General features: G+C 48.9%; 21 protein-coding genes and 1 riboswitch. Of the genes, 3 read left to right on the top strand and 18 right to left on the bottom strand.

Annotation, left to right across the window (positions count from 1 at the left end):
- Nucleotides 1-13 precede the first annotated feature (13 nt).
- The 10 genes from cobS to cobD all read right to left on the bottom strand — a co-directional run bounded on the left by cobS (nt 14) and on the right by cobD (nt 9578).
- Nucleotides 14-835 (bottom strand): adenosylcobinamide-GDP ribazoletransferase, encoded by an 822-nt coding sequence (cobS, locus tag PUW25_RS06295; protein ID WP_047912083.1) that lies wholly within the window; start codon nt 833-835, stop codon nt 14-16.
- Nucleotides 832-1386, bottom strand: coding sequence for a bifunctional adenosylcobinamide kinase/adenosylcobinamide-phosphate guanylyltransferase (gene cobU, locus PUW25_RS06290; protein WP_047912084.1), 555 nt, complete (start codon nt 1384-1386; stop codon nt 832-834). The genes cobS and cobU overlap by 4 nt, the downstream gene beginning before the upstream one ends.
- Complete coding sequence (cobT, locus tag PUW25_RS06285) at nt 1383-2474, bottom strand: nicotinate-nucleotide--dimethylbenzimidazole phosphoribosyltransferase (RefSeq protein WP_047912085.1); 1092 nt, start codon at nt 2472-2474, stop codon at nt 1383-1385. The genes cobU and cobT overlap by 4 nt, the downstream gene beginning before the upstream one ends.
- A gap of 140 nt (nt 2475-2614) precedes the next feature.
- Nucleotides 2615-3472, bottom strand: coding sequence for an ABC transporter ATP-binding protein (locus tag PUW25_RS06280; RefSeq protein WP_081872484.1), 858 nt, complete (start codon nt 3470-3472; stop codon nt 2615-2617).
- Nucleotides 3469-4515, bottom strand: a complete 1047-nt coding sequence (locus PUW25_RS06275; protein ID WP_047912086.1) for a FecCD family ABC transporter permease — start codon at nt 4513-4515, stop codon at nt 3469-3471. The genes PUW25_RS06280 and PUW25_RS06275 overlap by 4 nt, the downstream gene beginning before the upstream one ends.
- Nucleotides 4512-5534, bottom strand: coding sequence for an ABC transporter substrate-binding protein (locus tag PUW25_RS06270; RefSeq protein ID WP_047912087.1), 1023 nt, complete (start codon nt 5532-5534; stop codon nt 4512-4514). The genes PUW25_RS06275 and PUW25_RS06270 overlap by 4 nt, the downstream gene beginning before the upstream one ends.
- 195 nt (nt 5535-5729) lie before the next feature.
- Nucleotides 5730-5946: riboswitch (cobalamin riboswitch) on the bottom strand.
- A 154-nt stretch (nt 5947-6100) separates the two neighbouring features.
- The gene (locus tag PUW25_RS06265; protein ID WP_052511979.1) at nt 6101-6751 is read right to left on the bottom strand and encodes a histidine phosphatase family protein; all 651 of its coding nucleotides are present in this window, start codon (nt 6749-6751) and stop codon (nt 6101-6103) included.
- On the bottom strand, nt 6748-7731 hold the full coding sequence (gene cbiB / locus PUW25_RS06260; protein ID WP_274336815.1) for an adenosylcobinamide-phosphate synthase CbiB: 984 nt from the start codon (nt 7729-7731) through the stop codon (nt 6748-6750). Before cbiB ends, PUW25_RS06265 begins: the two co-directional genes overlap by 4 nt.
- Nucleotides 7728-8486 (bottom strand): adenosylcobinamide amidohydrolase, encoded by a 759-nt coding sequence (locus PUW25_RS06255; RefSeq protein WP_274336814.1) that lies wholly within the window; start codon nt 8484-8486, stop codon nt 7728-7730. Before PUW25_RS06255 ends, cbiB begins: the two co-directional genes overlap by 4 nt.
- 3 nt (nt 8487-8489) lie before the next feature.
- Nucleotides 8490-9578, bottom strand: coding sequence for a threonine-phosphate decarboxylase CobD (gene cobD / locus PUW25_RS06250; protein ID WP_274336813.1), 1089 nt, complete (start codon nt 9576-9578; stop codon nt 8490-8492).
- Nucleotides 9579-9982: 404 nt separating this feature from the next.
- Between cobD and PUW25_RS06245 the strand changes: the two genes are divergently transcribed.
- Together PUW25_RS06245 and PUW25_RS06240 are read left to right on the top strand one after the other, a co-directional pair.
- Nucleotides 9983-10984, top strand: coding sequence for a lipoate--protein ligase (locus PUW25_RS06245; RefSeq protein WP_274336812.1), 1002 nt, complete (start codon nt 9983-9985; stop codon nt 10982-10984).
- A 44-nt stretch (nt 10985-11028) separates the two neighbouring features.
- The gene (locus PUW25_RS06240) at nt 11029-11829 is read left to right on the top strand and encodes a Cof-type HAD-IIB family hydrolase (protein WP_047912093.1); all 801 of its coding nucleotides are present in this window, start codon (nt 11029-11031) and stop codon (nt 11827-11829) included.
- Nucleotides 11830-11936: 107 nt separating this feature from the next.
- Here the strand turns inward: PUW25_RS06240 and clpP are convergent, their stop codons facing one another.
- The 3 genes from clpP to PUW25_RS06225 form a co-directional block, all read right to left on the bottom strand.
- Nucleotides 11937-12515 (bottom strand): ATP-dependent Clp endopeptidase proteolytic subunit ClpP, encoded by a 579-nt coding sequence (gene clpP / locus PUW25_RS06235; protein ID WP_274336811.1) that lies wholly within the window; start codon nt 12513-12515, stop codon nt 11937-11939.
- A 19-nt stretch (nt 12516-12534) separates the two neighbouring features.
- Nucleotides 12535-13347 carry an RNA polymerase sigma factor gene (locus PUW25_RS06230; RefSeq protein ID WP_274336810.1) on the bottom strand — a complete coding sequence of 271 codons (813 nt, stop codon included), beginning with the start codon at nt 13345-13347 and terminating at the stop codon, nt 12535-12537.
- 173 nt (nt 13348-13520) lie between these two features.
- Nucleotides 13521-14462 carry a DMT family transporter gene (locus tag PUW25_RS06225; protein ID WP_274336809.1) on the bottom strand — a complete coding sequence of 314 codons (942 nt, stop codon included), beginning with the start codon at nt 14460-14462 and terminating at the stop codon, nt 13521-13523.
- Nucleotides 14463-14593: 131 nt separating this feature from the next.
- On the opposite strand from PUW25_RS06225, the gene PUW25_RS06220 reads away from it, so the two are divergent.
- Nucleotides 14594-16144, top strand: coding sequence for an aminotransferase-like domain-containing protein (locus PUW25_RS06220; protein WP_274336808.1), 1551 nt, complete (start codon nt 14594-14596; stop codon nt 16142-16144).
- Nucleotides 16145-16192: 48 nt separating this feature from the next.
- Here the strand turns inward: PUW25_RS06220 and PUW25_RS06215 are convergent, their stop codons facing one another.
- The 5 genes from PUW25_RS06215 to PUW25_RS06195 form a co-directional block, all read right to left on the bottom strand.
- Nucleotides 16193-16972 (bottom strand): MBL fold metallo-hydrolase, encoded by a 780-nt coding sequence (locus tag PUW25_RS06215; protein ID WP_274336807.1) that lies wholly within the window; start codon nt 16970-16972, stop codon nt 16193-16195.
- A gap of 44 nt (nt 16973-17016) precedes the next feature.
- Nucleotides 17017-17463 (bottom strand): hypothetical protein, encoded by a 447-nt coding sequence (locus tag PUW25_RS06210; protein ID WP_274336806.1) that lies wholly within the window; start codon nt 17461-17463, stop codon nt 17017-17019.
- 225 nt (nt 17464-17688) lie between these two features.
- Nucleotides 17689-18753: a sulfate/molybdate ABC transporter ATP-binding protein gene (locus tag PUW25_RS06205; RefSeq protein WP_274336805.1), complete on the bottom strand. Its 1065-nt coding sequence runs from the start codon at nt 18751-18753 to the stop codon at nt 17689-17691.
- A 310-nt stretch (nt 18754-19063) separates the two neighbouring features.
- The gene (locus PUW25_RS06200; protein WP_047912100.1) at nt 19064-19645 is read right to left on the bottom strand and encodes a TetR/AcrR family transcriptional regulator; all 582 of its coding nucleotides are present in this window, start codon (nt 19643-19645) and stop codon (nt 19064-19066) included.
- Nucleotides 19646-19648: 3 nt separating this feature from the next.
- The gene (locus PUW25_RS06195) at nt 19649-20281 is read right to left on the bottom strand and encodes a YigZ family protein (protein WP_047912101.1); all 633 of its coding nucleotides are present in this window, start codon (nt 20279-20281) and stop codon (nt 19649-19651) included.
- Nucleotides 20282-20320 lie beyond the last annotated feature (39 nt).

Here is a 20320-nt window from a genome sequence, read left to right as displayed (position 1 = left end):
GATATGTCTCCCCCTAACCTGCGATATGCAGAACGATGGTCAGCATTAGCAGACCGGCTGTCTCCAGCCCTTCATTCAGTGCTCCGTATGTATCCCCGGTTAACCCCTCAAGACGTGCGCTCATCCGATCAGCGGCAAGCCTTCCGATCACCCACATGACAATCGGAACGGCGATGAAGGCAATTAGCACTGGAGCCTGTGTAACGTATACCACATTCGACGAATAAACAATTAAGCTAAGAATCCCCAATAAAACAATAGATATCGCGATTGCACATCCCAGAGATTGCTTATAATAGCGGGCAGGGGTGGTGCCAAACATCGCTGCAAGTCCTTCTCCGGCCCGGGCAGAGGGATATCTCGATATGGCATACACCATGAAGAATCTGCTCCATATGAGGGGCATGATGGCGAGCCCCATCATGACGGGCTGATGAATCAAGCTGACAAGCAAGGAGGCTTTGAGCATCAGCAGCAGTACGCAGGCGATGACGCCCATCGCTCCAACCCGGCTGTCCTTCATAATCTCCAGCATGCGCTCTCTTGAACGGTAGCTGAGAAGCGCATCTGCTGAATCCATCCATCCGTCCAAATGCAGCCCACCGGTAAGCCATACCCAGACGACCAGCGTCACAATGGAAGCTGGCAGGGCCGGCAGCAAGAACCCTGACACAACAGCTGCCACCCACAGGATAAGCCCGATACAAACGCCAACGAATGGATAATAAACCGTGCTTTTTTGCATCAGTTCAGGTGTAAAATCAAGATTCATCCTCACCGGAATACGGGATAAAAATTGAAAAGCGGCTGCCGCCGCCTTTACTTCATCCTTCATACTTTGTACTCCTTGCTCTTCAGTTCGATGGCAATGCCAGCGGTGACCAGAAACACCTCTTCACTCACTGCCGCCATTCGCTGATTCAATATTCCGGCCATATCCCGGTACAACCGTCCCAGCGGGTATTCCGGCACAATGCCGTCTCCTACTTCATTCGTAACAAGGATAATAAGACCTGGATATGTTCGAACACTGCTTACCAGCCTGTCCATTTCCTGCAATATGGCATCCTTGCCCTCTGCTTCCTTCGACAATAATATGTTAGACAGCCACAAGGTCAGACAGTCCAGTAATATCGTTGGTGCCGGATAAGTCGCTTGTCCAATGCTCTCAAGTGTATCCGCAACTTCGATCGGCTCTTCAATGGTATGCCACAAATAGGCTTCGTCAGAGCGCTGGAGACGGTGTGCTGCAATGCGCTGCTCCATCTCTTCATCAAAGGCCTGTGCCGTTGCCAGATAGATCGCTTCCGATGAACGGCTCATACAGAGTCTCTCTGCAAACGTGCTCTTCCCGCTGCGTGCACCGCCAGTTACAAGTATGATCATGGCTTGCTCTCCTCGGAATCCAGATCCGCATGACTACCGGAAATGCCTGCACTTGTGAATGTCGCCATCTCCTTCATGATTCGGGATGCAGCTTCAATAATATGCAGACAGAGTACACCGCCTGTGCCTTCGCCAAGACGCATGTCCAGATGAATCATAGGCTCTAGGTTCAATTCCCCCAGTAGACCTGCGTGTCCCCGCTCCTCCGACTTGTGTGAGGCAATCATATAATGAATGGACAGAGGAGCGAGTCTTGCAGCTATCAGCGCAGCGGTCGTAGAAATGTATCCGTCAATAACGACAGGACATTTTAACGCACTGGCAGCAAGGATAACACCGGTCAGCCCAGCAATATCAAGACCACCCACCTTCGCGAGCACACCCAGCGGATCGTTTGAATCGGGACGATTCAGTTCAATCGCCTTCTTTATTACTTCCTCTTTGTGCTTCAGACGCGTATCGTCAATTCCTGTTCCCCGGCCTGTAGCAGCTTCCACTTGAATTCCGGTCAGTACGCTGGTTACTGCGGCGCTCGGCGTCGTGTTTCCAATCCCCATTTCACCTGTGACAAAGAGTCGAATGCCTCTGTCATACGCATCCTTTACGACCTCAATTCCCGCAAGAATAGCTGTCACCGCTTCCTCTCTGCTCATAGCAGGACCATGCGCCATATTTGCTGTTCCTTTACGAACAGATCGCTGAACCAGCTCAGGATGCTCAATGTCTCCATCGATCCCGATGTCTACGCATATAACCTCTGCAGCGGCCTGACGGGCAAGAACATTCACCGCGGCTCCGCCGGCAAGAAAATTATGTACCATCTGCTGAGTTACAACGGCTGGAAATGCGCTGACCCCTTCTTCCACTACACCATGATCTGCTGCCATGACAATGACCGCTTTACGATCATAGGAGGCATGGGTCTCTCCCGTAATTCCCGCCAGTCGAACAACCAGCTCTTCTATTTTACCCAGACTTCCCGGCGGCTTGGTCAGCTGATCCAAATGCGCAGCTGCGGCCTGCCCAGCTGATGAGTCAAGCGGCCCAATTTGATGTATCCAATCCAACAGTATTTGTTCTCTCTCCATCTCCACGCACTTCCTTTATGCTGAATCCTCTTTTTTAATAGATTATAACGAAAAAAGGGCATCCACTTCAAAAGGATTTACCTAGAAACCCTTCATACTTGAAATGCTGCCCTTGTAGCGATGCCGCTCTTATATAGAGCCTAGTCTTTTTTCTTAAGCAAAAATTGAGGAAGCTCATGGTGTGGATGACGAATCATAACGGGATCGACCTGAAACAGACTTCTTAAATGCTCTTCTGTGACGCATTCATCCGGGCTCCCTTGCATGAAGCTCTCCCCTGCCCGAAGTCCATAAATACTGTCACAAAAAAGTGAAGCCAGATTGAGGTCATGCAATACAGCGACAATGGCAATACCGGTACTTCTACGCCAATCTGCGAGCAGCTCCATGAACTGAAGCTGATAATGGATATCGAGATAGGTTGTCGGCTCATCTAGCAGCAAAATCTCCGGCTCCTGGGCCATCACCTTGGCGAGCGCAACCCTCTGTCTCTGACCTCCGCTTAATTCCGTAAGCAGACGATCGGCAAATGAAGACAGCTCAAGCTGCTCAAGCACGCGATCCACCACTTCTTCTCCATCGGATTGATCCCGTCCCAGCCAGTCCTGATAAGGATATCTGCCCATGGCTACGACATCTCGTACGGAGTAATCCATCTCGGGCAGCCCGTCCTGCTGCAATACAGCAATAAGCCGGGATAACGCACGCCTGCTGTACTCTCTAACCGGCTTGCCTTTGATTAGAATAGAGCCGGAGCTCGGAGCTAGCACACCGGACAGCAAGTGAAGCAGTGTGGATTTGCCGCTGCCATTGGGCCCTACGATGCCCCACCATTCTCCTGAATGAACCGTAAAATCGATATTACGAATTGCCATATGGTCTCCATAGGCTTTGGCCGCAGACTTCACTTCCAGCACCGGAACGGAGGTACGAGCTGACGTGGTCAAGTCCTGTGAATGATTATAGTTCGGCTGCTCTGCCTGAATCCGTGAGTTCATCTCATTCCTCCCCTTCGCAGTTTCTTGCTTCGGTGCAGCAGGTAAGCGAAGAACGGTGCGCCTACAAATGCAGTGACGACCCCGAGCGGGATCTCCACCGGTGCAAGAATCGTTCTCGCCCCCATATCGGCCCATGCCAGGAAGATGCCTCCCATGATCGCGGATAACGGAATGAGGAGACGATAGTCCGGCCCAACCAATAAACGGAGCATATGCGGAATTACAAGCCCGACAAATCCAATGACTCCGGCCACCGATACAGCAGCAGCGGTCAACAGCGTAGCCACGATTAGAACAGAGAGCTTAAGCCACTCTACCTTGACTCCCAAATGTGCAGCCTGCCGCTCACCCAGCGCAAGCAGATTAAGCGCCCTACCCCGGCTCCACAGAAACACAATCCCAATGATCAAGTAAGGAAAAAGGATGGCCGTATAAGACCACCCACGTAAACTGAGGCTTCCCATGGTCCAGAATAGTATCTGATTCACTGTATCCTTGGACATGGCTGTTAAGAAGGACACAAACGCTCCGAGGAAGGACTGCATGATTACACCGGACAAAATCAGGCTGTGCGTCGGAATCCTGCCGCCTTCACTTGCAAGCGCGAGCACCGCCCACAGCGTGATGATCCCTGTGACAAAGGCAACCAGCGGCAGCATCCATTCTCCAAGAACTGCATATTGCAATCCAAAATAGATCATGACTGCTGCTCCAACCGATGCACCGGAGGATACACCGAGTGTATACGGATCTGCCAGCGGATTGCGGAGCACGCCCTGAAAAGCAGCTCCTGCCGTGGCCAGTGCAGCCCCCACCAGCATACCGAGCAGTACCCGGGGGAGCCGAACCTTCATAATAATTTGCTCCGAGGAAGGGTTCCAGATCGGCTCAATCGGTTCCGAAACCCAAGGCAAATGATTGACCAGGATGCCCACAATATGGCGAACAGGCAGATCCACTGCCCCGATCGCCAGACACAGGAGCAGAGTCAGCACAAGCAGGAGACCGCCGGCAATTCCGTATCCTGCTAGTTTTGTTTTCATTGAAAGAGGTCCGGATAGATCGCTTCCGCTACCACTTTCAGACCTTCGGTTACACGCGGACCTGGACGGCTGAGCAGATTGGCGTCAATGGAGATAACGGCATCTTCTTTAATAGCCGTAATTTCGTTCCAGCCATCACGAGCTGTGATGATTTGATCCAGTGTTTGATTGTTATCATCGATAACATCGCTTGCGTACAGAATCACGTCAGGATTGGCTTGAATGATCTTCTCTTCACTGATTTCATTCCAGCCCTCTGTATCTCCTGCTACATTGACTCCACCAGCAAGAGTAATCACTTCATCCATAAATTCGCCTTTGCCGACTGTCCAGCCTGGAGAGAATTCAACGTACACTTGTTTCTTCTCTTCATCTGACAGTGCAGCTACTTTATCCGACACTTCCTGAATATCAGCTTTCATTTGATCTACCACTTCTGCAGCTTCGGCTTGGCGATCTGTAATCTGACCGTAGACTTCGATATTCTTCATAACATCATCGATTGTTTTAGGATCTGTTTTGAAGATGACGATGCCAAGATCGCGTAATTTTTGCACTGCTGCTTCATCCATGGAGATTCCTGTAAACACGATATCCGGCTCAGCCGCGATAATCGCTTCAGCATTGGGTTCATACAAGCTTCCCATTTTGGGCTTGGAGGCTGCAGCTTCGGGATAATCGTCAAAATCAGATACGCCTACAATTTGCTCCTCGAGTCCAATGGCGAAGAGGGACTCTGTTTCTGCCGGTGATACGGACACGATTTTGGCCGGCGCTTGTTCAAAAGTAAAGGATTCTCCAGTCGCATCCGTTAAGGTCAGCGGATATTCGGTCTTACTCGAAGCTTCCTCGCTGTCATTATTCGTCTCTGATCCTTGATCGGCTGCTTGTCCTGCTTCCTGCTGCGTAGCTTGTCCCGTCCCTTCAGACGTTTCCGTTTCGGTGCCGCATGCAGCAAGCATGAATGCCATCATTAATGTAAGCAGTAAGGATAATACGCTTTTGTTCATTTTGTTCATGACTCTCTCCCTTTCAGATCTGGTTCACTCGTAATAGATTGTTTCAAAGCTTAGCCCATAACCTATCCACCTGACTTCCAATCCATAGCAAAAAAACCTTGCTCCTTAAGCTAGGATCAAGGTTTACGTCTCGCAACCGCCCCTTAAAAATGGGCATAGAACATCGCAAAACATATCCTTTCCTCGAAGGATCGCACGCTTCCTTCCGGCAAGGCAGGTCTCCTGACTATCCAGGTTTGGTATGGCTGGACAGCTGCCCTTCCCATTTCTCGCATAAGAAACAGTGGATATAACGCTGTCTGCCCCTGGTATACAGTGGCGGGACCGTGCCGGATTTGCACCGGCTTCCCTTTTAACCTAAGCAGCTGTAATAACGTCATATACTGCCAGGACCTTGTCGGCTATTATTCGTTTGTTGGTGTATACATCCTCGTCGATTCATGAATGATGCATACTTGTTCAAGTGCATGGTGGCCTTAACTTCTGTTGTTGATTATAGGGGAAAGGTCTTATTTCTACAACCTAACTTTTCCCTTGAACATAGGGGTCAGCACCCGCTGAATCACTTAATTTACAATTTCTCCACTCAGCTGATCTACTTGAAGTCGGAGCCGCAGTACCTGCATTTCTCCAGGACCAGGCATTACGGAGTTGAAATCTCTATCCTGTACATAAGCTGACACCAGCTGTCTAATGACGCCGCCATGCGTAACGATCAGCACCTTCGGATAAGCCATATCTAGCTGGGTATGACCGGTTGAAGGCTCCATCCCATCCTTTTTCACCAGAATTGGCAGCAGTCTGCTCTCTACAAATTGAGAAATCCGCTGTTCGAAGACAGTAAAATGCTCTGCACCCGGCGGTGTAATCCGCTCCGGATGATCGATCCAGCTGCGATATGCGGGGTTGTCCTTGAGCATGTCATAGGTAGAGCCTTCCCAATCACCAAAGTGATACTCGCGGATCCGGTGATCCATCACCGCCGTACCGACAAGATGTGGCGCAATGATCTGAAGAGTCTGCATCGTACGCGTCAGATCACTGATGAACACATACTGAAATACAAGCCCCTCATGCTCCATCTGGAGCTTAAGCGGCTTTAACTCAGATACGGTACTGTTTAGGAGCGGCACATCGGTGTGCCCCAAATATCTTTTCTCTATATTCCATAACGTTCTTCCGTGTCTGACGAGATACAGATCGAGCCCTGTGTTCATGTCCACCACATCCATTCCATACCGAAGATCGAGAGAACAGATAGAAGAGCACAGAGGATCAAGATAAACAAACTGGATGACACAAACATCATTGTAATGCTTGTCTTGATATGTGCAGCCTCAAGCGTATGATAAGGCTTGCCCATATAAGCTCGAAACGATTCCACACCGTGATATATGTTATACCCCCCGAGCCGAATTCCGATAGCACCTGCGACTGCTGATTCAGGGTATCCGCCGTTTGGACTAGGGTGCTTGCTTGCATCCTCCTTCACTGTACGAATGCTATTCTCGACATGCAGCCCTAGTATGCGAGCCGAAGCAAACAGCAGCAGTGCGGAAATACGAGCAGGCAAATAGTTAGCTGCATCATCAAGCCGGGCGGAGGCTTTGCCAAGGTAGAAATATTTCTCGTTCTTGTACCCTACCATCGAATCCAGTGTATTGACTGCACGATACGCCATCGCTAGAGGAGCACCGCCGATCAGAGCATAGAATAGAGGAGATATAATGGCATCCACAATATTCTCTGCAATCGTCTCTACCGTTCCGCGAACAATTTCCGGTTCATCCAGATGGTCCGTGTCCCGGCCTACAATCATGCCAAGTGACCTCCTGGCTTCCGGGAGCTGTCGGTTTCTTAAATGCTTATATACCTCCATTCCCGCCTCCTTCAGACCTTTGGCTGCAATCGTGGTTGCAATCAGAACGATCTCGGCGGCAACGGCAAGATAAGGATGAACGATCGCAAGCAGCTTGAGCACCGCCCAGGTGATGAGAAAAGAACCGCCAACGATGACAATCGGAAACAGAAAGCCTGCAAACAGTAACCCCTTATTTGAAGTCACTTTGGAGCGGATCGATTTCTCAAGTAGTGATATCCCTTTGCCCATGCCAATCACCGGATGGGGAATCCATCTCGGATCACCGATGATCCGGTCAAGAATATAAGCGCAGAGAAGAATGAGAGCCAGGGTCATCCTGCCGCCTCCTCTCCAGCCAGCAGACTCTCGGTAACCGTCGCATATACGAGTCGTCCGATGCAGGAGCCAAGCTCTGTAGCTGTGCCTGCATAAGCATGAATTTTGTCCGGCGTGCTTCCATCCGGTTTAAATCCGCTGACACCAAGAACAACGGCATCTGTTGTTGTCCCCGTCGCGATCATTCCGTTCTCGGCATCCCTCACTCCGAGATCCTGCAGGGCGCAAGCCTTTGCTTCGACTGCGGTTTGCAGCGCATTGACCATGGCATAGGAAGTCAGCTCACCGGCAATAAACAGCATCGTATTGATCGTGCCCGGAGAATAGGCTGCGGGAAAAACAGTCCTTGGAGACGACGCTCTGGCTGCATTGCCGGCTCCCGCTGTCGTGCAGCAGAAGACGATGGCATGGTCGGTACTTTCCTCTATAACAGAAACATGTGCTAGCTTCACTGCTGTCAGCAGACCGGCGGTGCCAGCTGCAGGAAGCCTCCACTTTATCAAACGTGCTTCGATCTCGGCTGCAGGATGATCAGACGTAAAATGCTTATCTACATATATATTGACTGCACGATCAATCCGGCTCATGCCTCCCCCGTAAACACTACTCGACAGCGATTGAACCGTCTGAGGTGATTCCACAAGCAAATACGCATTGTCGTACTTCGTTAGCTTGAGGCCAGGCCAGAGAGTAGAGGAATAAATATCTGGAATAGCCTGGTTAGAAGCGAACTTGTGCAAAAAAGGTGTTGTCATTATCTATTGCTCCCCCAATATGAATCGCAGCACTTCAAGAAACCGGCTATTGTCCTGCTGCCCCTTCACCGCGATCCGAACGGATTTGTCGCCTAGTCCTGTATACATGGCACAATTTCGAATAAGAATTCCCTGCTTTCCCATCGCCTCTTGCAGAGACTCGGCGTTCCAGCCTTCCGGTGTCTCCAGCAGCAAGTAATTGGCCACACCCGGATAGACCTGAAAGCCAAGGGAAGCCAATTCGGACATCAAGCGGTTTCGCTCCACCTTAATGCAAGCCTGGGTCTGCTCTTCATATGCGCTGTTTTCCATAAGACAAGCCTCACCTGCCAGCAGAGCTAGTCCGTTTACACTCCAGGTTACCTGCTTGCTCGACATCGCCGATATCAGATCAGGCTGGGCTACCGCGTACCCAAGGCGAAGTCCCGGGATTGCATAAAATTTCGTCATGGAACGAATGACAATGACATTCGGATACGGGTCCAGAGAGTCCGTCAGTGTCTCACGCTCATGCTCGGGTATGAAATCGATAAAAGCTTCGTCAATTACAACCTTGACGTCCCGGTCTCTAGCATGAGCAGCAATCGCTTCCAGCTCGCTTCGGGCGTATTGTACCCCGTTCGGATTGTTTGGCTGACCGATAAATAGCAGCTCTACCCTATCGATAAGCTCGAAGATTGCTGACAGCTCGGCCCGATAATTAAGCTCTTTATTCCCATATATGTACTCTGTCCGGCTTCCGTACTGTGCTGCCAGCTGACGATACTCCGAGAATCCCGGTTCAATGGTGCCTACAGCTGCAGGTGTAAATGCTTGAATAATAAGCGCCATACACTCCGCAGCCCCGTTGCCGATCAGAAGCTGGTCTTCCGACAACTTCAGCTTGGCTGCAAGCTTGTGCTTTAGACTGCGGTGTCCCGGATCGGGATAACGAAGGATGTGATGCATTCCTTCCGTGAGTGCTCGTGTGACCGCAGGAGGCGGGCCGAGCGGATTGATATTGGCACTGTAGTCGAGGAAGTCCGCTGGTGACCGTCCGTATTTCACTGCAGCGGTCTCTACGTCACCGCCATGTCCATAAACCTCTATCACAGGTGTTCCTTCCTTTCTTCTCATGCGTTATCTGTAATCGCGCAGAATTGTACGCGTTTAATGCAAATGCTCAGCGGCTCTTATCTGCGTAACGTTTCCGATTTGATGCAAACAATCGGCGAACTTGTCCGCGTAACGTATCCAATATAATGCAAACTATCCGCGACCATGCCCGCAAATCTTGTCCGCGTAACGTTTCCAATTTAATGCAAAATATCCGCGACTATGTCCGCGTATCTTTTCCATTATGAAGCTACAAAAATCACCCGTCAACGGCAATTCCTTTTGTGTCGCACACCCAATTCGTTTACAATAGGGATGGAGTGTTTCAAGACACCAAGCTTCAGGCTTACAGGCCTGTCCTTGCCTACATATTTGAACTATATACATTGGAGGAATAGACCATGCTGTTTATTGACAACCAAGGGATTACAGACCCACGCATCAATCTCGCCATCGAGGAATATGCCCTTAAGCATTTATCCCTGGATGAGAGCTATCTTCTGTTCTACATTAATGCGCCATCCATCATCATCGGCAAGCATCAGAACACCATTGAAGAGATTAATCAGGAATATGTGCAGGAGCATGGCGTACAGGTCGTCAGAAGACTGTCCGGCGGCGGAGCGGTGTATCACGACCTCGGTAACCTGAACTTCAGCTTCATCACCAAGGATGACGGCAACTCGTTCCATAACTTCCGCAAATTCACTCAGCCCGTGGTTGAGGCGCTGCACAGCCTTGGCGTGAACGCAGAGCTGACAGGACGTAACGATCTTCAAGTCGGCGAGCAAAAAATATCCGGCAATGCACAATTTGCCACACGCGGCCGCATGTTCAGCCACGGCACTCTGATGTTTGATCTTAACCTGGAGAACGTTGCCGCTTCCCTCAAGGTCAATCCAGAGAAATTCAAATCCAAGAGCACCAAGTCTGTTCGCAGCCGTGTAGCTAACATCAGCTCCCTGATGGATCGAGAGATGACGATTGTGGAATTCCGCGAGGAGCTGCTTCGACATATTTTTGGCATGGAGGCAAATGAAGTTCCAGAGTACAAGCTGACCGAGCAGGACTGGGAGAAGATCCACGAAATTTCGAAGGAACGTTACCAGAATTGGGATTGGAACTATGGCTTGTCACCCGAGAGCAATGTGAAGCATTCCAAGAAGTTCCCGGTCGGCATCATCGATCTTCGTATGAATATTAAGGAAGGCCGTATTGAGGACATCAAGATCTACGGAGATTTCTTCGGGGTAGGCGATGTAGCTGATATCGAGAATCTTCTCCGCGGCAAGCGTTATGAAGAACAAGAAGTACGTACCGCACTTAAGGATACAGATATTAAGCATTACTTCGGCAACCTGGAATTCGATGATTTCATCGGTCTGGTATTTCTAGAGGAGTAGAACTGCCCCACTAAATAATAGATAGAACTGAGGAGAGAGAAGCCATGACTTACAAGCTGATTGCCATCGATATCGATGACACACTCATTAATGACGAGAAGGAAGTTACGAATCCCACACAAAAAGCACTTGAGGCTGCTGTGGCCAAGGATGTCGTGGTTACGCTCGCGACAGGTCGCGCTTACGCTTCTGCACAAGCGATTGCTCGTCAGACTGGACTTAATGTACCGATCATTACGTACCAGGGAGCACTAATTAAGAATCTGATGGACGAAAAAGTACTGTACGAGCGCTATGTTCCAATGGAAGCCGCTCGTAAGCTCTATGAGTACTGCCTGGAGCACAATCTGCACCTGCAGACTTATATTGACGACAAGCTGTATTCCCGTGAAGAGAACGAGAAGCTGGTTGATTACTGCAAACTGAACAAAACACCATACTACATTGAAGCTGATTTTGTAAAAATGATTGAACAGCCAGCCCCTAAGCTGCTGATCATTGATGATCCTGATTATTTGGACAAGGTGGCTGTTGATCTGCGCGAACTGCTCGGTCCTGAAGTGCATATTACCAAGTCCAAGCCACATTTTCTTGAAATCATGCATCATGAAGGAACCAAGGGACATGCGCTGACTTTCCTTGCGGATCATTTTAACGTTGATCTTAAGGATACCATTGCGGTAGGCGATTCCTGGAACGATCATGAGATGCTTGAAGCGGCGGGTCTTGGTGTAGCGATGGGGAATGCCATTCCTGCACTGAAAGAAATTGCAGGCTATGTTACGCTGAGCAACAATGAAGACGGCGTGAAGCATGTCATTGAGAAGTTCATTCTAGAGGCTTAGATCTATATAGACAACAAATAACCCGGCTGCTTACAAGCATAGTCCTGTACTATGCAGTATGGCATCCGGGTATTTTTATTTTCCAATACATCACTCTATAGTTTGGTTTATCTATTAATTACCTTATCCACCAAACCGTATGCTACAGCTTCTTCTGCTGTCATAAAATGATCACGATCAGTATCCTTCTCAATGCGCTCGATCGGCTGTCCTGTGGACTCCGCTAGAATCCGGTTAAGCAGCTCCCGATGCCTGAGAATTCGATCGGCTTGAATCCGAATGTCAGAGGCCTGACCTCGACTGCCGCCATGCGGCTGGTGAATCATGATCTCACTGTTCGGCAAAGCGAAGCGCTTCCCCTTGGTTCCTGCGGTTAGCAGCATTGCGCCAAAGCTTGCCGCCATCCCTGTGCATATGGTCGATACATCAGGTTCAATAAATTTCATCGTGTCGTAGATGGAGAATCCTGCAGTTACGGAGCCACCAGGGCTGTTGATATAGAGCTGTATGTCCTTCTTCGGATCTTCTGCTGTCAAGAATAGCAGCTGGGCGACAATCAGATTCGCCATTTGATCTTCAATCTCACCCGAGATCATAATAATCCGGTCCTTTAGGAGCCTGGAGTAAATATCGTAGCTGCGCTCCCCCCGGCTCGTTTGCTCCACTACATAAGGAATGGTTGGCATTTACGCTTCTCTCCTTTTTCTATGCCACCATCTCTATCCTTGAGATCTGCTGCAGGCTGTCATACCATGCATTTGTAAGCTGAGGAGCTGTGCCGCTGTGCATCTTGAAGCCAAGTACTTGACTCGTCACCATCATCACATCTGCTGCGCCGCCAAGTCCCAGCTGTATAATACGCTCAGTGTCACCTGCACGAAAAGCACCCAGGTAATCTCTTAGACGCTCTGCATCCTCTTCCGACACGGGGCTCATCAAGACGCCAGGTTCATCCGCTTCTAGCTGCCGCTGTCTCTCTTCTGCGAGGACTTCTCTTGCCCGGCGAAGTGCAGCCTTAACCGCTCCTTCCGTAGAATCGAGCAAATCAGCGGTCTCTCTCGCCTTATAGCTGAATAGCTCACAGAGAATGTATATTGTCCGCTGCCAGTCCGTCAGCTGTGTCAGGAGCACCTGAAAAGCCTCTTCTACAGCCAGGCCATCGCCAAGCTCATGATGAGAGCTGACGTACTGCTCCTGCTCCTGCATCTCACCCAGCAGCTCTCTCCGCCTTGCTTCCTTACGCAAGCCATCAATCCACACATTACGGGCTGAACGGATCAGATAACCCTCCATCGAAAAACCTACACTTTTACTCAAATCCGCGGCATGCGGCAATATTTTGACATAAACCTCCTGGCACAAATCCTCAGCATCCTCTTTTGATCCGGTTAGAGACAGGCAGTATTTATACAGGGATAACATCATGCTTCTCGATAATTCCGAAGTCTGTGTATGGTCGTCACCATCTGCACACTTCAGATACATCCTGTAGGGTTCGGATCTGACAAAGGCCATCATTCGGGGCCCCCCTTTGTTTAGTCCTTATAAGTACTTATACTGTGAAGACGTCTGAGACCGCCAGAAAGATACGTAAATAACTTATTTATAAAAATCAGTGCCTGGTCGGTACATTAGGCTGCATACGTGTATGCGCAGCACATTTTTCAGATGTCCCTAATTGTCATTCGTATTTATGTTGCCACACCGCTTCTGTCCGCTTCACTTTTCCGCTGGCTTCTAAGCTGAATCCACTCTCTTAGTGTATGCCAATTCGCCATAATCAGGCCGCCAATGATGATGATCGACCCGATTGCCGTTAATAGGGTTACATGCTCTCCATAAAATAACATCCCGACACCAAGGGCAATCATAGGAGATATATAGAGCCAGGTCGAAGGAAACAGCGGTCCCGTCTTGGTGACCAGGAAATAAAATAGACTGTGTCCAATCATAGAGCCAAATATCGTCAGATAGAGGACTGAGCCCGCTGCCCCAGAAGACAATAGCACATCCGGATCAGGCTGTTCTGTGATGAAGGAGATCATCAGCAGCATGAGTCCGCCATACAGCATTTGTGCGCCGTTTACTGCAAGGGACGAATATCCGCTCAGTCTGGACCTCGTGGCTCCTGAATATACAGAGCCTGACGCATAGAACACTTCGCCAACCAGCACTGCGCAGGCACCTGCCAGCCACATTCCCCCCGCCTGAATCGTCAGTTCGGGAACCAGGATAAGAATAACGCCGACAAATGCCGTTAAACAGCCGAGCAAAGAGAGCGCTGAAGCTTTCTTCTTGAGAACCCATGTCTGAATTCCGATGATCATGATCGGTCCGGTAGCAGACAATACGGCAGCCACGCCTGAACTGATATATTGTTCTCCATAGTATAGCCCTGCAAAGGTCATAAAGGTTAAACAGCTGCCAATAATCATCACTTCTTTACGCAGCAGCAGCTTGATGCTTGTTTTTCGTCTCCATAGACACCATATGAACAAGAGTGCGCCTGCGAGACAGAATCTCACCCCTGCCGCAAAAAACGGCGGAACCCCTGCATCATTTCCTATTTTGATCGCCAGAAAGGTCGTACCAAAAATTAAACACATGCTCATGTAAGCAATTAATAATCGCATTCTACTCCAGCCTCCTCGTCTATTGCCACATTGTAATCGAAGTGGAATAGAACAGAAGGTACAGAATAGAACAGTTGATGGTCATAATATCGTACAATGGAAGAAAGGCATGAGTGGATGAGGTGGATAAGATGAAAAATAAACGCTCGGAGTTTCTCACAAAGGAACCTTTATCACAGCAAGTATACGACTATGTTCATCTGAGAATTGAGCGGGGAGATTATGCTCCGAATGACCGGCTTCCTTCCGTGCGCTCGCTCGCAGAGCAGTTTGGCGTGCATCGACTGACCGTATTTAAGTCGTATCAGCAGCTCGTTAAGGACCATTTTATATATGCTAAAGATCGATCAGGTTATTATGTGTGCCCGCGCCCTGCAGTGAAATTGACCTCGCCACCGGATAAGGTGTTTACGAATGCTATAGATTCGGCAGATATACTCCATTTACATCAAAGGAGGAATCAAGTGCAGACACTTACTTCACAGCCCCTGCACTCAGCCGCAAGCCAGCTGACACAAGAGGACTCGCTGCCTTTTCTGTCGCTGACCCGGCGGACTCATGTGTTATCAGCGCTGCATCAGCAGGACGTGCAGTACCAGTTCTCCAAGGCACTGATTGACCCCTCTTTGCTTCCCAATACGTATATGTCGGAGTACGTCAAGCAGGTGTTCGATATGTATCCCAAGCTGCTTGGCACCTATTCCACGGTTCAAGGAGACTTCCAGCTCCGTGAGGTCATGGCTGAATACTTTAACGCACGGCACCATATGTCCTTGTCACCAGAGGATATTCTTGTCACGTCCGGGGCTACGCAGGCCATCGATCTGGCAGCACGAATGCTGATTAAGCCAAGCGATGTTGTGCTCGTTGAACGGCCTACTTACAGTACCGCCATTGATATTTTTCGGCAGGCTGGAGCACGCATCGTCACTGTAGAGATGCAGCCAGACGGATATGATATGGAGCAGCTTGAGCACACCATTGTGGATTCACGCCCGCGACTTATGTATGTAAACCCGACTTATCATAACCCGACGGGATATGTTCTCCCACAGGAGAAGCGTAAATTGCTGGTTGAGCTTGCTGAACAGTACCAGTTCATTATTGCAGAAGATGATACGACGTATGATATGTATTTCGCAGATGAGCCTCCCCCGCCGATCTACAGCTATGATACGGAAGGGGTCGTCATGTACATTCGCAGCTTCAGCAAGTACGTAGCACCCGGTCTGCGCATTGCCTTCGTATTGTGCAAGCCATGGCTTATGAAGGAAGCGTTGACTCTTAAATCACTGACAGACGGCGGTTCTCCGCTGCTCGGCCAAAAAATCTTCCAGCATTACTTCACTTCCTCCCGAATGCAGACCCATATGGAGAAGCTGCGCATTGCACTTAGCTTGCGAAAAGAGAAGATGGAGCAAATGCTGACAGCGGCCGACTGGCAGTGGGTCAGCCCGGAAGGGGGGCTCGACCTGTGGGTTCAGCTTCCTGCCCATGTAGATGCGATCGCCCTGCTTGAGAAGAGCCTTGAACGATCGGTTGCCTTTGTTCCCGGACCCTTCTGCGATCCACTTCCGCAAGGCTCAGAAGCTTATATCCGGCTCAGCTATTGTTATACGAGCGAGAAACAGATTGAAGAGGGAATGGAGCGACTGCTGATCGCGTACGCGAATCTTCACTAGCAGCAGGTTTCTATACCGAATCGTGCGCGGTGGCTGGATCAAGCTTCTTCACGATAAAATATGTGTCATTCCTGTCTCGGCAAGTGTAATTTCCGGCATAAGATCATACTTCTGCCGGAGATCCACATCATGAGACATATGAGTAAAAATGGTTTGCCTCGGCTTAACCAGTCGAAGCAGCTCCTGTGCTTCCAGCATGTCATATACAGAGCGAGTGTGGAACTCTGCCAGCTCATGATAAAAGCTTGTCCCAAGCACTAACAGATCCAGATGATAGAGCTGCTGCCTTTCCTGTTCATTCAGATTGATGGAATCCGAGCAATAAACCCAGCGGTAACCATTCTTCTCCAGGCGGTATGCGTAGGAGTAACCGTTCTTTCCATGGTTGACCTTCCAGGTCCGGATCTGATATCCGGCGAGCTCAACGCCTGAATCACAGGGCTGCATTTTAATATGCCTGGACAGCCAAGGAAACTGTACCTGTATTGTTTCAATGACCTCCTGCGGCGCGTAGAGCTCCCCTTTTTCCCCGAGCCACCTGCAGGCATCTGCCCACTCCGGCAGTCCGCCGATATGATCAAAGTGAGGATGCGTAACCAGCATCGTTCGCAGCTGGCGTTTGCCCAGCTGTTCCATCTGATGCACGAAATCCGGACCTCCGTCAATCATGAACTCTCCATCTGATCCATGCACCCGCACTGAGGAACGGTATCTGCGGTTGATACCCGTTGTCCTTGCCTCCATACATACCTCACACTCACAGTATAGCCTTGGAACTCCCATCGCATCTCCTGTGCCGAGGAACGTTAGTTTATCTGTTATCGTCATATACTGTCATGTCCTTTCTGCCGGTGCATAAGCTCTGTATCTCATCACATTCCCCGGAGCCTTAATGTCAGCTCTTTATGACCGTCTGCCGTATCTATCTCATCTGCTATATGCCAATTGGACGCAAGAGATTTTCTAAGCTTCTCTGCCTGCTCTCCAGTAAGGATAAGACCGTCTACAAGGCCCTCTGCTGCGTTAAAATCAATTCCCGGCTTCAGATCAAACGTAATCGCAATCCAATTTTTAAGTCCATTATTGGTATTGAATGTGATGCGATACCCTTCCTGAACAGCCCGCTCAAGCTCCTCCCCATGCTCCTTCGCATACGAGAGAAAAGCCTCGTAAGTATAATGTTCACGTTCTGCATGGCTAAAAGCCGCCAGATCCCCGGTGCGGATTGCAGTGAGTACATCTTCGTCCGTAACGCCGTAATGACGCGCATTCTCCAATAGAATAGCGGAATATTGAGACAATTTAACTTGTTCTGTCATAGTTGATACACCCCTGAATTATGTAGTAAATGATGCTGAACATTTATTAGTGATTACTGAATTACGATACTATTATAAAATGACCGAAGGCTTCTTATAAAGCTTGAGCCATGATTTAAAGCCATGATCCATATCGCCGATTGAACAAAACAAAACCCTGTACGCATCATACGTCAGGGTAAAAAGACAGCTTGCTATCTGATTGATATCCTAGCAGAGTGATACCTAGATCGTTATTGGCATTGGATCACGCTTCAAACTATTTTCCACCATCCAGTTGTCCTGATCATTAAACAGATATGCCCGATGAACCAGCACACGAACCTCCTGACCAACGGATAGCGTCTCTTTCTCAAGAGAACGATAGGTAATCAGTCGATGCTTGCCTACCGTGACTTCGACAAGCCACTCGCTCCCACGGAAATGAAGTGCTCTTACAACGCCTTTCTCCGTAGCAGACAGAAGTGTGAACTCATTCTCTTTGCCTACCTCAATATATTCAGGACGAATGAGCGCCTTCGCATCATTGGAAACAGCCTCGATATCAAACCCCTTCAGCTCACGGGCATGCTCGACAATAGTGGACTCTCCGATAAACGAAGCGACAAACGGTGTTTCCGGGCGCTTGTAAATGTCCCAAGGCGTTCCCTTCTGCTCCAAAGCCCCTTGATTAATTATCATGATCTCATCCGCTACTTCTATAGCCTCATCCTGGTCATGGGTAACGAAGATTGATGTAATTCCAACCCGCTCAATCAATTCACGCAGCCATGAACGCAGCTCCTGTCTAATCTTCGCATCAATCGCCGCAAATGGCTCGTCAAGCAGCAGCAGCTGCGGCTCAGGTGCCAGCGCTCTTGCAAATGCAACACGCTGTCTCTGTCCCCCGGATAATTGATGAGGATAACGCTTCTCAAAGCCGCTTAGGCCTGTAAGCTCTACAAGCTCCATCACCCGGTCATGGATCTGTGCCTTCGATTGCTTCTTGACCTTAAGTCCAAACGCAATATTCTCAAAGACGGTCATATGTTTAAATAGCGCATAGTTCTGAAAAACAAAGCCGATTCCCCGTTCCTGTGGAGGAAGGTCATTAACGAGCTGTCCATGGAAACGGATTTCACCTGCGTCCGGATGCTCAAGACCGGCTAATATGCGCAAGATCGAAGTTTTACCTCCACCACTCGGTCCAAGCAAACCGATGAGATGACCTTTTTCAATATCAAAGGAAACATCCTTAACCGCATGAAAATTCCCAAAATGTTTGTTCAACCCACGGACTTCAACGTGCATTTCCCCATCCCCCAATATATTCCCTAGAAAAGCGCTAGGAATTACTTTATTTGATACTTTACCAAAAATAGGGGGATTACGTCAATCTTTTAAAGTTGTTAGAAATGGATAAGACAAGCACTTTCGCCTTTTACCGTTATGACAATGCAACGTTATGACATTTCACCGCTCTGAAGTATGTAAGCGTGAAAAGGCCCTGATCTTTCATTTATTGACTTATTTCACAGAGATGGATGCGGTTCAGCTGTATAATATAGATTGCATAACGGCTGCCTTGACCACAGTGGTGATGACTATGACAACTACATAACTAAATTCTGTTACACATAATCTTAACGTGGGAAATGGCTTCTTGTCTTACGTCCTCGAATGGAGAACGGTCTTGAATATAATAAGAAATGAAACCGTGAATAGATAAAAACATACTGTGAGGTAATTTCAGCTTTTGTTCCGGCGTATATTCCTGATCATTCATATGATAGCGGATAATGGTTGCGAATAACTCATAACATCGGTTCTGTTCTGCACGGCAATAGGCCAGCAGCTCTTCATCCCGAATCATAAACATGATTTCGTACTGATAAGGATTCTCCAGTCCAAACCGGATAAATTCCATCATGACATGCTCAGGCTTAGACAATCCTTCACTTGATTCCCTAGCCATCGCTTGCAGCAGCATCTGCCCCAGATGATTAAAATCCTCAATCACAATCGCGTAAAACAGTTCTGCTTTTTCCTTGAAGTGATAATATAAAGAACCATGACTGTACCCTAGATGCTGTCCTATACTACGCATGGAAATTGAACGATAGCCCTTCGTTACGAACAGATGCCTCGCCGCCTCCAATATACGTTCCCTTGACAACTCCTGTTCCACTGCTCTTCTAGCCATATCTTATTCCCCTTCAATAAAATAAAGCTGCTGTCCCTCCGTGATTACAGATTGACCTTGTGTTAGATCGATCACAAAATCTATAAAGCGCTCTGCTTCACTATCGACCGGAAGACATGTCAGCCTGACTTTGTCAGTAAATGTTGTTTCACCCATCCGAGTCTCTCTGCCCCTCAGCTCATTCTCCACTTTGCCAAGCCACGTGTAATCAATCTCTACAAACACTTCACGATGCAGCACCTTCGTAATGGCTTCACCGGCTTCAATGGCAGCAACCGCACCGTCTGTATATGCGCGAATAAGGCCGCCTGCACCAAGCATGATTCCGCCAAAATATCGAGTCACGACGATGGCTACATTCTTCAGTCCCTGATTCCTGATCACCTCCAATATAGGTTTACCTGCGGTTCCGCTTGGTTCGCCGTCATCGGACTGCTTCTGGATTTCATCACGCTCACCGATCATATAAGCTGAACAGTTATGCGTTGCATTCCAATGCTTTTTCTTGATCTCTTCGATAAAAGAAACTGCTTCCTCCTCGGTCTCTACCGGCTTGATGTGGCCAATGAACCGCGATTTCTTGATGACAATTTCCTTATCTCCCGACATTCGAACCGTACGGTAACGCTCAATCATCATTTCTACTACCTTTCTGCTAGCACAACTAGATTTATA

Source organism: Paenibacillus urinalis (assembly GCF_028747985.1).
GTDB lineage: Bacteria > Bacillota > Bacilli > Paenibacillales > Paenibacillaceae > Paenibacillus > Paenibacillus urinalis.
The sequence above is the reverse complement of the archived record's forward strand: the minus strand, read 5'-3'. Positions and strand labels throughout refer to the sequence as shown.